This window comes from Stutzerimonas kunmingensis (assembly GCF_014764705.1).
In the GTDB taxonomy this organism is placed as follows: domain Bacteria; phylum Pseudomonadota; class Gammaproteobacteria; order Pseudomonadales; family Pseudomonadaceae; genus Stutzerimonas.
Genome location: NZ_JACXXG010000032.1, coordinates 29,377 through 44,005, shown reverse-complemented (window position 1 = coordinate 44,005; position 14,629 = coordinate 29,377). Strand labels below are relative to the sequence as shown.

General features: G+C 64.6%; 10 protein-coding genes and 1 pseudogene. 7 read left to right on the top strand and 4 right to left on the bottom strand.

Annotation, left to right across the window (positions count from 1 at the left end):
* Positions 1-117: 117 nt before the first annotated feature.
* Both IEG05_RS19055 and IEG05_RS19050 read left to right on the top strand, forming a co-directional pair.
* Positions 118-759 (top strand): annotated as a pseudogene (locus IEG05_RS19055) (MFS transporter); the annotation flags it as partial.
* Between the two features lie 221 nt (positions 760-980).
* The gene (locus IEG05_RS19050; RefSeq protein WP_046620773.1) at positions 981-1,373 is read left to right on the top strand and encodes a VOC family protein; all 393 of its coding nucleotides are present in this window, start codon (positions 981-983) and stop codon (positions 1,371-1,373) included.
* Between the two features lie 134 nt (positions 1,374-1,507).
* Here IEG05_RS19050 and ggt read toward each other — a convergent pair whose 3' ends face one another.
* Both ggt and IEG05_RS19040 read right to left on the bottom strand, forming a co-directional pair.
* Positions 1,508-3,181: a gamma-glutamyltransferase gene (ggt, locus tag IEG05_RS19045; protein WP_046620772.1), complete on the bottom strand. Its 1,674-nt coding sequence runs from the start codon at positions 3,179-3,181 to the stop codon at positions 1,508-1,510.
* A 305-nt stretch (positions 3,182-3,486) separates the two neighbouring features.
* On the bottom strand, positions 3,487-4,644 hold the full coding sequence (locus IEG05_RS19040) for a DUF3047 domain-containing protein (RefSeq protein WP_046620771.1): 1,158 nt from the start codon (positions 4,642-4,644) through the stop codon (positions 3,487-3,489).
* A gap of 127 nt (positions 4,645-4,771) precedes the next feature.
* On the opposite strand from IEG05_RS19040, the gene IEG05_RS19035 reads away from it, so the two are divergent.
* Positions 4,772-5,515 carry a helix-turn-helix domain-containing protein gene (locus tag IEG05_RS19035; protein WP_046620768.1) on the top strand — a complete coding sequence of 248 codons (744 nt, stop codon included), beginning with the start codon at positions 4,772-4,774 and terminating at the stop codon, positions 5,513-5,515.
* A 195-nt stretch (positions 5,516-5,710) separates the two neighbouring features.
* Entirely contained in the window at positions 5,711-6,430 is a 720-nt protein-coding gene (locus tag IEG05_RS19030; RefSeq protein WP_224742904.1) for a response regulator, read from the top strand.
* Between the two features lie 6 nt (positions 6,431-6,436).
* On the opposite strand, the gene IEG05_RS19025 is transcribed toward IEG05_RS19030, so the two are convergent.
* The gene (locus tag IEG05_RS19025; RefSeq protein ID WP_046620766.1) at positions 6,437-7,138 is read right to left on the bottom strand and encodes an SDR family NAD(P)-dependent oxidoreductase; all 702 of its coding nucleotides are present in this window, start codon (positions 7,136-7,138) and stop codon (positions 6,437-6,439) included.
* A 14-nt stretch (positions 7,139-7,152) separates the two neighbouring features.
* Positions 7,153-8,460 (bottom strand): ABC1 kinase family protein, encoded by a 1,308-nt coding sequence (locus IEG05_RS19020; protein WP_046620764.1) that lies wholly within the window; start codon positions 8,458-8,460, stop codon positions 7,153-7,155.
* A gap of 434 nt (positions 8,461-8,894) precedes the next feature.
* On the opposite strand from IEG05_RS19020, the gene IEG05_RS19015 reads away from it, so the two are divergent.
* The 3 genes from IEG05_RS19015 (at position 8,895) to IEG05_RS19005 (ending at position 14,535) form a co-directional block, all read left to right on the top strand.
* Complete coding sequence (locus IEG05_RS19015; protein ID WP_046620762.1) at positions 8,895-10,421, top strand: ATPase domain-containing protein; 1,527 nt, start codon at positions 8,895-8,897, stop codon at positions 10,419-10,421.
* Positions 10,405-12,090: an ATP-binding protein gene (locus IEG05_RS19010; protein ID WP_046620761.1), complete on the top strand. Its 1,686-nt coding sequence runs from the start codon at positions 10,405-10,407 to the stop codon at positions 12,088-12,090. The genes IEG05_RS19015 and IEG05_RS19010 overlap by 17 nt, the downstream gene beginning before the upstream one ends.
* Positions 12,091-12,327: 237 nt before the next feature.
* Complete coding sequence (locus tag IEG05_RS19005) at positions 12,328-14,535, top strand: hybrid sensor histidine kinase/response regulator (RefSeq protein ID WP_046620760.1); 2,208 nt, start codon at positions 12,328-12,330, stop codon at positions 14,533-14,535.
* Positions 14,536-14,629: the final 94 nt, after the last annotated feature.

Genomic DNA, 14,629 nt, shown 5'->3' with positions numbered 1-14,629 from the left:
CACAACGAGCTTTCCGCCAAGCCATTCAAATGGAATAAAACGGCCGAATCGATCATCAGCTCAGTGCACAAAGCTAAACTGGGCGCGATGAAAAATAGATTATTGAACTAACCGCTCAGGACACTAGGCAAGGCCAAAGCCAAACCCAAGTTCAGGGACATCCTTTCCAAGAGCCGGGCGATCAACATCCTCTCTGCCGCCCGCCTGTTCCTATTTGGCGCCCGCGACGTCTGGTTCGTAGTCGCCCTGCCGGTGTACCTGAGCACGGTTTTCGGCTGGGACTTCTGGATGGTCGGCGGTTTTCTGGCGACCTGGATCATTGGCTACGGCATCGTGCAGTCCTTCGCGCCAGCCCTCACCGGCAAGCGCAGCGGGCATGTGCCCGATGGTCGCGCTGCGTTTCTCTGGGCGGCGCTGCTGGCCGGCATTCCGGTTGTCATTGCCCTCGGCCTAGATAGCGACTGGCCTAAGCAAGTGGTGCTCGTGGGCGGACTGCTGATCTTCGGCGGCGTGTTTGCCATCAACTCGTCGCTGCACAGCTACCTGATCGTCAGCTACGCCAAGGAAGACGGCGTGTCGCTGGATGTCGGTTTCTACTACATGTCCAACGCGCTTGGCCGGCTGGTCGGGACACTGCTGTCTGGCTGGGTCTTCCAGCAATACGGTCTGGAAACCTGCCTGTGGGTCTCCAGCGGATTTGTCGTGCTGGCTGCACTGATATCCATCGGCCTGCCCAGACACCAACAACCGACAACCTAAGCCAACAGGCTAGCTGATCCCTCGGCGAGCAAGATTGAGCTTATAACTGCACCGCGGAGCCTGATCGTTGATGTCCGCTAATGGCCGAAAGTAGCCTCTGATCTTCAACTCGAACATCTAGGGCTCACCGCCCAACCCACCGCTTGCCCCCCTCTATTCATCCCGATGCTAGAGTGCTCGCTCCATAGCCGCACAACTCCCAACCACCTAGCGAGGCCCCCATGCTCAACCATGTAATGGTCGGTTCAAATGATATTGAACGGTCGAAGCAGTTCTACGATGCCGTGCTCGGCGTACTCGGCGCCGGCGAGCCGCTGCGCAATGTGGCGCCGTCCGGGCACACCCGCCTGTTCTACCGTCACGATGGCAGTCTGTTCGGTGTCACCGAGCCCATCAACGGTGAGGAAGCAACCGTCGGTAACGGCGGCACCATTGGTTTCAAGTGCAGCTCGGCGGAGCAGGTCAAGGCGTTTCACGATGTCGGCGTCGCCCATGGAGGCACCACCTGTGAGGAGCCGCCGGGGCTGCGCGAAACCAGCCTCGGCGCGTTGCACCTCAGCTATGTGCGCGACCCTGACGGCAACAAGCTGTGCGCCATCTACCGCCCGCAGTAACCTCCTCCTCTCTCAACGCCGCACGTCCATGTGCGGTGTTGAAAGCTGAACCTCATGCGCCGCAGCCCGCCGCGGCGCATGACGCTTCACAAGACCGCAGCGATTCCCTCCGCTTGCTCTCCCCCCCTCGCCCATCAGGGTTTAACGACAATTCCCACTCCACGCCCGCGCGGGTCCGACCCGGTCTGCAAGCGCGTGCCGTCAACGCGTATCGCCTGGATATCACCCATCAGCCAGCCCTGATCCTCCAGCGTGTAACCCATGGCTTTCAGCTCGTCGGCAACCTTGCCGGTCAACGGCGCGTGGGCGTCGTAGTAGATGGTGTCCTTCGGCAGGAGCTGATGGTGCACGCGTTGCGCGGCCACGGCTTTTTCCAGCGGCATGTTGAAGTCGTAGACGTTGTTCAGCACCTGGAAGATCGAAGTGAAGATGCGCGAGCCGCCCGGCGTACCGAGCACCAGGCTGACCTTGCCGTCGCGCGTGACGATGCTCGGGCTCATGGACGACAGCATGCGCTTGCCCGGTTCGATGGCGTTGGCGTCGCTGCCCACCACACCGAAGGCATTGGCAACGCCTGGCTTGGCGCTGAAGTCGTCCATCTCGTTGTTGAGCAGGAAACCGGCTCCCTTCACGACGACGCCACTGCCGTAATCGAGGTTGAGGGTGTAGGTGTTGCTGACCGCATTGCCGTCGGCATCGACGATCGAGAAGTGGGTCGTTTGCCTCGGTTCGAGGCCCGGCCGCACCTTTTCGGTTTCGGAGATGGCCGTGGGATTGATCTCGGCCGCACGCTGCTTCAGGTACTCGGGCGATGTCAGCTTCGCGACCGGCACGTCGGAATAGTCCGGGTCGCCGAGGTAGTCGGCGCGGTCGGCAAAGACGCGTTTCTCGATCTCGACCAGCAGGTGGATGTAGCGTGCCGAGTTCAGCTCGACGCCCTTGAAGTCGGCGGCGCGCTGCTGCTTCATGCCGATCAGCTGTGCCAGGGCTATGCCGCCGGAGCTGGGCAGTGGCGCTGTGTAGAGGCTGTTGCCCTGCCAGTCGACACGCATCGGCTCGCGCCATTTGACGCGGTAGTCGGCCAGGTCCGCCTTGGTGATCAGCCCGTCGTCACGCTGCATCTGCGCAACCAGCAAGTCGGCGGTCTTGCCTTTGTAGAAATCATCCGGCCCCTTGTCGGCGATGCGCTCCAGCGTCTCGGCCAGCTCCGCCTGGCGGAAGGTGGAACCGGCCTTCATGGCGCCGAAGTAATCCTTGAAGTTGGTCGTACCGTTGAACAGCCCGATGGCGTCTTCGCGGTACTGGAACTGCTGGTCGGCCACCGTGAAGCCTTCACGGGCATAACCGACCGCCGGGGTGATGAGTTCGCTCCAGGGCAACTTGCCGAAGCGCTGGTGTGCCTCCCACATGCCCAGCACGGTGCCGGGCACGCCGGAGGCCTTGGCGCCGACCAGGCTCAGGTTCTCGATTACCTCGCCCTTGTCGTCGAGGTACATGGTCTTGCTGGCGGCCTTGGGCGCGACTTCCCGGTAATCGAGAAAGTACGGCTTGCCCTCGATATACAGCGTCATGAAGCCACCACCGCCGATATTGCCCGCCTCAGGGTAGGTGACGGCCAAAGTGAAGGCGGTCGCCACTGCGGCATCCACCGCGTTGCCGCCGGCCTTGAGCACCTGGGCGGCCACCTTGGCGCTGTACTCGTCGGGTGCGGCGACCGCACCGCCTTCCAGAAGCGCGCCGTGGGCGATGTGGCCCGTGGCGGTGATCGCCACGGCTAGGGTCAATCTGCTGATCTGAAGCAAACGCATCGTGCTCATCCTTATTGTTGTGGTCACCGCCGCCCCGCGATGGCTGAGGCGGTTATCACCAACATAGACAATGGGAGCGAGGCGTAGGTGCGCAGCGGATCGTGCGCTGCCGAACGGCTGGACAGATGCGTTCGGCGTGGGGGTGCGAGCGGTTTCAGGCCGCGCTACGGGGCGGTGGAAGTCGCCAACCTCACTCCGAAGGCGACCAGCACACCACCGGGCGCGGAACCCAACGAGCTACTGCGCTGCGTCGGATCGCGCTGAGCGGGCGGACTCGCTCAGCCTCGTCGCAGCCCGAGAGGTTCTCAGTAGAGACGTTTTTCGATACCGACATCCCGGAGCAGGATATCGCCGAACGTCGCCTCTCCCTCACCGTGCTGAAACAGGCTGACGCCGATCAGCCAGATTCGCCGGATGCGTGCAGGCGGCTCGCCGCCGATGGCGGTGCGGTAGTGGTCCAGTATGTTCTGCTCCTCGCACAGCCACTGGCCGAGATCGGCGGTCCCCGAACGCACCACGACATGCGTCTCGCGGTCGTGCCAGCCGGGCAGCGGGCAGTGGAAGTGCGTGCCTTCGGGGAGATCCCGGCTCCAGTAAAAGGTGAGGTCGCGGCCGTTGTCGAACTCCACCGCGATGCTCAGGTAGTCGTGGGTGTGGATCTGGTCTTCGGCGACCGACGAGGGCAACCGGTCGACCTTCCACTTCCAGCTCAGCGTGGTGTGTGCGCTCAGCGGCAGGTCGGCCTCTTTCTGCAGCATGGAGACATCATCACGGGTATGCAGGCGGATAGCCTGTGCCGGCGCCCGACCCGCCTGGGCCGGCGTGACGGCGGAGAACACCGTGGACGGCCCGAGCTCCCAGAGTTCCTGCCAGCCACTGGGCAAGGGCGCATGCGGTGTACGCAGGCGCACCAGCTCACGGCTGGCCCAGTGCGCGGCGTCGCGACCGGCCACGGCCTGGCCCAGCACCTCGGCGATATCGGTGCCGGGCCGCCAGTGGATGATGCCAACATTGACGCCGCCGCCCTCGTCGGGGTTGAACGCGGGCGGCTCGCCACGGTAGCGGCCGCTGGCATCGAGCCAGCGGTCGCGCGGGTAGAGCTTGAGCTGCAGGGGGCCGTCCTGCTCCGCCGTGAAGCTCTGAGTGTCGTGCAACGCGCGGAAGATCGGCCCACGCTCGCCGATGCGCGCCCAGGTCGCCAACTCCGCCGAATAACGGATGCCCAGCGCCCGGGAGACCTCAACGCCGCCCTCGAGCACGAACGTCAGCCGATCGCCGGCCTTCACCAGCAGGCCGGTGTCCAGCCAGGTCCCGACGCACCAGGGCAGGTACAGCGCGCGCAGCCCGAGCACCGCCTCGCCCGCCAGCGGCGCCGCGATGTCGGTGAGCTGGGCCTCGAATTGCGCCGGCGTCGACACAGAGCCGGTACTGGCGAGGGGTTCGAGCGGGATGGTGTTTGTCATTGTTTTTCCTCCGTGCGGGTGCGGACGCCTGAGCCGGGCTTTCGGCGCCAAAGTAAGATGTCCGGATGCTAGGGCCGGCTGCTAGCGTGAGGCTTGTAAAAACGAGCTGACTTGAGGAGCCCCGGGCATGCTGCCTTCGCACCTGCTGATGTGGCCGGACATGCTGCTGTACTTCGGCCCGCTGCGGCATCTGGACAGACGCGTCAACGGCGCCGCGGTGCTCATGGTAGGCCTCTATCGCCCGCTGCAACTGCAACTGGCGGGCACCGCCCTGCCCTGCCAGGCCGTGGTGGTACCCGCCGGTGTGGCGCATGCGGTAGATGCACAGGGCGGCGTGCTGGCCAAGCTGTTCGTCGAGCGCGACAGCGAGTTGTACATGCGCTTCGTGCAACGCTTTGCCTGGCGCCCCGGGCAGTGTGCGCTACCGCTGCACGATCCCGTGCTGATCGATACGTTGACCGCACTCTACGAAGAGGCACCGAGCAAGGAGCAGACGCGGCAGACCCTGCTGGCGCTGATGCCCGCCGTGGACGATGCAACCGCCGCGGGCCGCCTGACGCCGGTATTCGAGCTGTTGCGCCAGGAGGGCGACGTCAACCACGCGCTGGCGCAGGCCGCCTCGCTGGTTCATCTCTCTCCCTCGCGCATGGCGCACCTGTTCCGCGCCGAAACCGGCATGAGCTACCGCGGCTTCCGCATCTGGAAGCGCCTGCTGCTCGCGGCCGAGTATATGCAGCGTACGGACTGCCTGACGCGGGCGGCCGTGGATGCGGGTTTCGCCGATGCCAGCCATTTCAGCAATTGCTACAAGCGCTATATCGGCGCCAGCCCCGCGCAGGTCTTTCGCAGCCTGCAGCGGTTCGAACGCTGACTGTCGCGGGGAGCGCCTGGACGCAGCTTGCTATCGCTGACGGCCAATGACCGATACCATGCCGCGGGCGTGACGACCCGACGGCTCGTTGGAACGCTCTCGCTTGCTTGCAGTCCGCTCAAAGACAGAAGCGATAGCGCTCTGTCCGCTTGCGGGCAGCCGCGTTGCTTCGCTCGGCCGATCAGGAGGGGCACCTTGCGCATCGAGACGCAGCGCCTGGCGTTGCAAGCGGAGCACGCCACCCGCCACGGCGTGCCGACTGGCGAGTATCTTTGCGTGCGGGTGATCGACAGCGGCGTCGGCATCCCGGCGGCATTGGTGGACAAGGTGTTCGAACCGTTCTTCACCACCAAACCCCTCGGCGAAGGCACCGGGCTCGGCCTGTCGATGGTCTACGGCTTCGTCCGCCAGAGCGGCGGTTTCATCTCCATCGATACCTGTCATGGCGAAGGGACTCGCATCGCGCTGCACATGCCGGCGGCATCGGCCGACGCGCAGGAGGAGCCGACTGCGGCTCCGATCCGCATGCCCGGCGCTGGTGGCGGGCGCAAGGTTCTGCTGGTCGAGGATGACAACGCGGTGCGCCCGTTGCTGCAGATCGCACTCGAGGACTTCGGCTATCACGTGCATGTGGCGGCCGACAGTCAGCGCGCCCTGGAGCTCGCGGCAGATCTCGACTCGCTCGACCTGCTGCTGACCGATGTGGGCCTGCCGGGGCTCAACGGCCGCCAGCTTGCCGAAATGCTTCAGCAGCGGCGCCCCGGCCTACCGGTGGTGCTGATCACCGGCTATGCCGAACAGGCCGCGACCCGCCTCGATTGCCTTGCTCCCGGCATGCACCTGATGACCAAACCCTTCACCCTCGAACTGCTGGCCGAAACCGTCACCCACGCGCTTGCCGCACCGGTTGGCTGAAAGCCGTTACCACGGCAGCTCCGCCCCGCTGTAGGCATAAAATCCACCGCTGGCCTCCGGCCCCAGACCATCGATCACACTCAACAGATCCCGCGCTGCATCGCTGGCGGGACGACCGATCTCTTCGCCCCGAAAGGGCTGCGACAGCCGTGAGTTCACCGTGCCCGGGTGCAGCGCCAGCAGCACGGCATTCGGCTGGTTGCGGCGCACTTCGATGGAAGCGGTCTTGATCAGCATGTTCAGCGCGGCCTTGGAGGCGCGGTAGCTGTACCAGCCGCCGAGCCGATTGTCGCCAATGCTGCCGACCTTGGCCGAGAGCATGGCGAACACGCCACGCTGGCGGTCGAGCAGGCCGCTGAAGTGGCGCAGCAGCATGGCCGGGCCGAAGGTGTTGATCTGGAAGGTGGCGAGCAGCTGCGCCTGGTTGAGATCGGCCAGGCGCTTCTCCGGCATGAAGTCGCCACCGTGCAGCACGCCGGCGGCGTTGATGATCAGGTGAAACGGCCCCTGCCCCGCCACGCTGGCCGCGGCCTGTTCGATGCTGGCGGGATCGGTCAGGTCGAGCGCCGGCGCGGACGAGCGACTCAGCGCAATGACCGAGGCGCAGCGCGGATCGCTGCGCAAGGCATCGACCAATGTGGCGCCGATGCCACCGGATGCGCCGATGACGAGCGCACGAAATCCTTCGGGGAATGATTCCAACGGCATGACGATCTCCAGATTTACGGTCGACGGGCGCCGGCTTCGCTGCGCCAGCGTTCGATATGTTCGGCGAGCAGGTCGGCGATGGGCAGGCAAGCGCCGAGCCGGTAGAGGTTCCAGTAATGGCCTTCCAGGGTGCGGTTGATCAGCAAGGTGCCGGAAGCCGGTTGCAGGCTGCCGAGTGCGGACATCATCAGGGGGAACAGCTCGGACAGCCGTTGATGCAGCGCCGCCTCGCGGAAGTCCCACTGCGCGCCGGGTTGCAGCAGCGGGTGCAGCATCAGGTGAATGCTTCGGTACAGCCCGTGCGGCGGCGTGCTTCCCGGCTGGCGTCCGCCCAGGGCCTGAAAACCGGGCTCCAGCGCCTCGCTGGAGGTACCACGCAGTGCTTCGAATATCTGTACGTAGCCCGCCAGCAAACGCGGTTCCAGGCGCAGCACACTGCCGAAATCATAGACCACCAGCTCGCCGGACTCGGTCCAGGCGAGGTTGCCGGGATGCGGATCGGTATGCGGCCGTTGCAGACCGAATGCCTGCTCGGCCAGCCATTCGCAGAGGGTTTCGGCCAGGCGCTGGCGCACCTCCGCCGGGGCCTGTTCGACCTCGGCCATGGAGCGGCCCGGCAGGTCTTCCAGCACCAGCACACCGGGCCGGCAGAGTTCGCCCGCGGCAAAGGGAATGCGGATGCCCGGCCAGTTGCTGAAGTGCTCGCGGAAGGCTTCGAGGTTGGCGCGCTCGGCCTCGTAGTCGAGTTCCTCGGCAATGGCCCGTTGCAGCTCGATATACACCGCATCGAGACGCGCGGGCGGCGTGCCGAACAGTCGGCCCATAGGCATCAGGCGACGCAACTGGCGGAGATCGGCATCGCAGATGGCGCGGATGCCGGGGTACTGGATCTTCATGATCAGCGCCCGGCCCTGGCGATCGCGGGCGCGATGGACCTGGCCCAGCGAGGCGGCCGCGGCGGGCGCAGGTTCGATGGTATCGAACAGCTCGTACAGCCTGCCGTCGTACAGCCGCTGCAGGTTGGCTTCCAGCTCCGCGAACGGCAGCGACGGCACCTGATTCTGCAAACGGGCAAGGGCAGCGCTGATCGGTTCGGGCAGCAGGTCCTGCCATTGCGAGGCCTGCTGACCGAGCTTCAGCACCGGGCCCTTCATCTGCCCAAGCGCATCACCGAGCAGTTCACCGACCGGCACCCAGTCGATACGCGCCTTGCCCGGCGTGATGCGCTGCACCAGCAGGTTGCCGGCAATGCGCGCGCCAGTGCCGCCCAGTTGCAGAAAGCGGCCCAGTGCCGAAGCCGATGGACGAGAGAATCGAGACATGCAGGCGACCCGCAAAGGCAAAGGCTGATCATGGGGCAGCCCGGCCCATGATCCAAGGTTCAATGGTTGCAGTCTGTTGCGCAGCGGAGGGGTTCGAAGTAGCTCAAGGGCAACGAGCGAAGCGCCCGGGGGGACCGCGCAGCAGATGGTCGCGCCGCCTGCAGAGCGCGCTGCAGCGGAGGTGCCGAGCACACTCATGCGGAACGGGCAGGCGGCTGGCGAGTCGGATTAAATGACTGCGCCCCTCGAACGTCGACCGCCAAACGCGCAATTTTCGGCACATCAGAAGCGCATCAGGCGACGATTCGAGCGGCATTCAGCCCGACCTGCCCACCAGGCGAGAAACGGGCCTGTTCCCCTCCGCCTTCGTCCTGATATGGACATGCAGGAGTGGGAACGAAGCACGCAGCGGCGCCTGCGTTAAGGAGAACGGAATGACCGATTTCACTAATCTTTCCTTCCAACCAGACGATGAACCCCCTCGCATTTCCACTGGCAGCGAGGGGCTGGATGACATTCTCGGCGGCGGCCTCGATCCCAACCGCATGTACCTGTACGAAGGTAGCCCGGGCTCGGGCAAGACCACCATTGCGCTGCAGTTCCTGCTCGAAGGGGTCCGCCAGGGCGAGCGCGTTCTCTATGTAACCCTCTCGGAAACCAAGGACGAACTGGAGCTGGTCGCCAAGCGGCACGGCTGGTCCCTCGACGGTATCGATGTGTTCGAGCTGGTCACGCCGGAAACCAGCCTGGACCCGGACCTGGAACTGACGGTGCTGCACCCCGTGGAGATGGAGCTGAGTGAAACCACGCAGCAGGTGTTCGATCGGGTCACCGAAACCAATCCGAGTCGCGTGATCTTCGACAGCCTCTCGGAAATGCGCCTGCTGGCGCAAAGCCCTCTGCGCTACCGCCGGCAGGTTTTGGCGCTCAAGCATTTCTTCACCACCCGCAACTGCACGGTGATCCTGCTCGACGACCAGACTTCGGAAGTGGGCGACCTGCAACTGCATTCCATCTCCCACGGCGTGGTCATGCTGGAGCAGCTGGCAATCGACTACGGTGCCGAGCGCAGGCGTCTGCGGGTGATCAAGATGCGAGGCATCCAGTTTCGCGGCGGTTACCACGACTTCGCCATCCGCAAGGGCGGCCTGCAGATCTATCCCCGGCTCATCGCCGCCGAGCACCACTCGTCCTTCTCCGGCGAGCTGGCCTCGTCCGGTAATCCGGCACTGGACAAGATGCTGGGTGGCGGCCTGGAACGCGGCACCAACGCGCTGCTGGTCGGCGCTGCCGGTGTGGGCAAATCCTCGCTGGCCTTGAGCTATGCGGTCGCGGCGTGCAAACGCGGCGAGCAGGTCGCCTTCTTCGTCTTTGACGAAAACATCGCCACGCTGCTGGCGCGCGGCCGGGCGCTGGGGCTGCCCATGGAACCGTGGATCGAACAGGGGCTGCTGCATCTGCAACAGGTCGACCCGGCCGAGCTGTCGCCCGGCGAGTTCACCGCCGCGGTCCGCCAGAGCGTAGAGGTGCGGGGGGCCCGCCTGGTGATTCTGGACAGCCTCAACGGCTATCTGCACGCGATGCCTGATGGCCGATTCCTGATTCTGCAGATGCACGAGCTGTTGAGTTATCTGGGCCAGAAAGGCGTGATCAGCATCATGGTGCTCGCCCAGCATGGCCTGGTCGGCCCAATGGATACGCCTGTGGATATCAGCTATCTCAGCGATGCGGTTATCATGCAGCGCTACTTCGAGCATGCCGGCGTCGTTCGCCGGGCGTTGTCAGTGGTGAAAAAGCGCAGCGGACGGCATGAAACCACCGTCCGTGAGTACCGCCTCAGTAGCGCCGGCCTCGAGGTCGGGCCGCCGCTCAGCCACTTCAGCGGCATCCTATCGGGCACACCGGAATACACCGGTGATGCGACTCAGCTACTGACAGACGAGCATGACGACGCCCACTAAACGAGAAGGCCCCATCGTAGTCGTCTATGCCCCCATCGGCCGGGACGGTCCCGCCTCGGCCGAACTGCTCAGCCGCAGCGGCATGGACGCCGTTGTCTGCCACAGTGTCAATGAGGTGCTACGTCGCGCCGAAACCGATGCCGACGCCGTTTTCATCGCCGAAGAAGGCCTCTTCGGTCAGGACCTCCAAGCACTGGCCACCTGGGTCGATCAGCAACCGGCGTGGTCCGACTTTCCATTCGTGGTCCTCACCAGCAAGCATCGACAGCCGGCGGTCGCCGCATGGCGTCAGCGCATGGTGGCGGCGCTGCGCAACGTTTCCCTGCTGGAACGCCCGGTACAGAGCATCACCCTGACCAGCGCGGTGAAAGCCGCCCTGCGCGGGCGGCATCGCCAGTACGAGGTCAGGGCCTTGCTCGAAGCCCGTGAGCGCGCCTCGAATCAACTCGAAGCGCTGGTCGTCGAGCGCACCAGCGAACTGGAAAAGGCCAACCAGGAATTGCGCACACAGATGGCCGAGCGCGCGCAGATCGAAGAAACCCTGCGCCAGGCGCAGAAGATCGAAGCCATCGGCCAGCTCACCGGCGGCATCGCCCACGACTTCAACAACCTGCTGATGGTGATCTCCGGCGGCCTCGACATGCTCGACCGCCGCGCCGATCCTGCACGCCGCGAGCGGTTGATGGACGGCATGCGCCAGGCCGCGCAACGCGGAACCGCCCTTACCCGGCAACTGCTCGCCTTCTCCCGCCGCCAGTCACTGGAACCCGAGTCGGTCGACCTGGTGCTGCGCATCGGCCGCATGCGCGAGCTGCTCGACCGCAGCCTGAGCGGCGACGTGCACGTGGAAGTGCAGTTCGAGCCGGATCTCTGGCCGGTCGAAGTGGACCCTGGCGAGCTGGAGCTGGTCGTCCTCAACCTGGCCGTGAATGCCCGCGACGCCATGCCCGACGGCGGCTCGATCCTGATCGAAGCCAGCAATGCACCTGGCGAAACGGTGCTGGGCATCACCGGCGATTTTGTCCGCCTCACGGTGACCGACTCGGGCACCGGCATTCCCGAGGAGGTTCGCACCCGCGTATTCGACCCCTTCTTCACCACCAAGGAGATCGGCAAAGGCTCAGGGCTCGGGCTGGCACAGGTCTACGGCTTCGCGCGGCAGTCCGGCGGCACCGTGTGGATCGAAAGCGAATGCGATCGCGGAACCAGCGTGATCATGCTGCTGCCACGTTCGGCGCGTGTGCCCGATCAGCCCGACGGCGAACGGCCTGTCGAAGACGACAGCCCCGACGCCTCGGCCGGTACCGTACTGCTGGTGGACGATGATGAAGAAGTCGCGGCACTGGTCGGCGAGATGCTCGAACATCTCGGCTATCGCGTCACCCATGCCGCCAGTGCCACAGACGCGCTGGGCGCGCTGCAGAACGGCTGTCAGGTGGACATCGTGTTCTCCGACGTGATGATGCCGGGCGGCATGAACGGTGTTGAACTGGCCCGCGAAATCCGCACCCGCGACCTCGGCGTCCCCGTGCTACTTACCAGCGGCTACGCCGAAGCCGCACAGCAATCTGCCGCCGCAGAAGGCGTGCACGTATTGGCCAAGCCCTACCGGCTGGAAGAACTGGCAATCTCGTTGCGCACCGCTATCGATGGTGTGGAAGTTCACTGATCCACCCCTTCCTTACGGGGCGTTCCAGGCGGGTCGGTCAATCCGTCAGCCCACCTTCAGCCGAGGCGACGCGCAGGTGTTCCCGCTGAAGTTCGGTTGGTTCGATGCCGTCATTGGTCTGTAACGTCGTAACAAGCCGGCGCGCCTGCGGTCTTCTGACTAGGCCCTACGAAAGCAACGGGCTCATACATGATGCCGAACCCGCATTGACTCTTGCTCCGATCAGGAACTTGCTTCGTGTCGATACGCGCCCGTCTTATCTGGCTGGTCATCGCCGTCATCGCACCGGCGCTGGCCTTCGCGCTGTTTGCAACCTATTCGGTTTACCGAGCGCAATCACAGCAGATCGACCAAAGTATGTACGAGACCACGCGCGGCGTAAGTCTTGCCGTTGAGCGCGAACTTGATCGCTTCGGCGCAGTGGTCACGACGCTGGCCGCCTCGCCAACACTGGTGAGTGGCGATCTGCGTGCGTTTCATGAACGTCTACAGCAGACCGTTCAACCGATAGCCACCGGCGTAACCATATTCGACCCGAACGGCGTGCCCCTGGCTGATACGGACTACCCTTTTGGCGCGCCGTTGCCGATGCCACCGAGCCTGCCAGGCTTCGAGAACACCCCGCTGCTAGACGTCAGTCCGATGTTTCGCGACCCGTTGACGCGCGTGCACAGCGTCGCCATTCACCGCCCGGTGATGCGTGACGGCCGAGTCGTCTACTACCTGACCATGAAGTTTCCGGTCAGCCGCATCGAAGCCCTGCTGCAAGCTCAGGAGCTTCCCGAGCGCTGGCTTGGTGCCGTTCTGGACCAGACACACACTATCGTTGCGCGCACCCGGGACCCCAGCAGACATGTAGGTGAAGCCGCGGACGACAACTTCGTCGCCGATTTGCGCGGGCTAGCGACTCGCCAAGGCAAGCTGATTTCCGTCACCCGCGACAATCAACGCGTGGTTTCTTTTATCAGCCGTGGTGAAAGTTCAGGCTGGACGGTACTGATCGGCATTCCCCGTGAGGACCTGCTCGCAAGCGTATTGAAGCCCATCGGAACCGCGGCCATCGGCATCCTGCTGGTGCTCGCGGCGGCGATCGGACTGGCCATTGCGCTCGGCCGCACCATCACCCGCCCCTTGACTCAACTCGACCAGGCAGCCGGTGCCTTAGCCCGAGGGGAAGTCTTCGAGGCACCTCGGACCGGCATGGACGAGACCGACCGGACCGCGCAGGTACTTGCCCAGGCCAGCAAGACCATTCACCGCTCGAGCCAGGAAATGGCAGAGCGGGTCGAGGAAGCCGTCGCCCAGGCCGAACGCTCGCATCGGGCGCTGCTGCAGGGCCAGAAACTTGAAGCGCTGGGCAACCTCACCGCGGGTATATCGCACGAGTTCAATAACCTTCTGCAAAGCATGACCGTCGGCTTGCAGCTGGCCGACATGCTGAGTCCAAACCCCCGAGCCAAGCGCGCCATCGAGGCATGCCAGCGTTCGGCTCAACGGGCGACCCGCCTTACGCGGCACCTGATGACCTTCAGTCGAAACCGCACTGGAGATGTCGAGCAGCTCGACTTGCGCGCATTGATTCTCGGCATGCACGAACTGCTGACCGGCGCGTTGCCCAATAACGTCGTTCTACAGCTCGACTTGCCGGACCGCCCCTGGCCGGCGGCGCTGGACCCGGTGCAATGCGAGCTGGCCATCCTCAACCTGGCGATCAATGCACGGGACGCCATGCCAGACGGCGGTCCGTTGAGCATCAGCCTGCACGACGTGGCGCATGGAGACATCGCCCTGCCAAGCCTGGGGACAAGGAACTATCTCGCCGTCGACGTCCTCGACACAGGCTGTGGAATGAGCAAGGAGGTCCAGGCGCGGGCATTCGAGCCTTTCTTCACAACCAAGGCCATCGGCGAGGGAACGGGCCTCGGTCTGGCGCAGGTCTATGGCTTCGCCCACCAATCAGGCGGCGCGGTAGCGATCGACAGCGAAGTCGGCAGGGGCACCCGCGTCCGTCTCCTGCTGCCACGCGTCGAACACCGCAGCGAACCGGCTGGCCCGGTAGAGAAGGCACCGGAACGTGCCAACCGAACTACACGGGTGCTCCTGGTCGACGACGACGCCGAGGTGCGCGAGGTGGTGATGTCGATGCTTGAGGAACTGGGCTATTTGGTCGACGAGGCGCAGGACGCGGATTCAGCCCTGGCCAGGCTCGCCGATGACACACGCCCGCCTATCGATGTGCTTCTTTCGGATATCGTCATGCCCGGACGGCTGGACGGGGTTGGTCTTGCGGCGGAAGCGCAAGGCCTGTATCCCGAACTGCCTATCATCCTCGCGACAGGCTACACCGAGCGTCTCGCTGCCGAGCACGGGCTGCGTGTGCTAGCCAAACCCTTCACCAGCCAGACCCTAGCCGAGGCCCTTATCGACGCGGTCAACACACCCTAGAGCGAGGCGGAAGGCGCTCATGACTGACGCCTTCCTGTTTGCCCGAAAAAATAATTGCCTTTTCTGCGGCGGGATAACCGCACCTATATGGTGC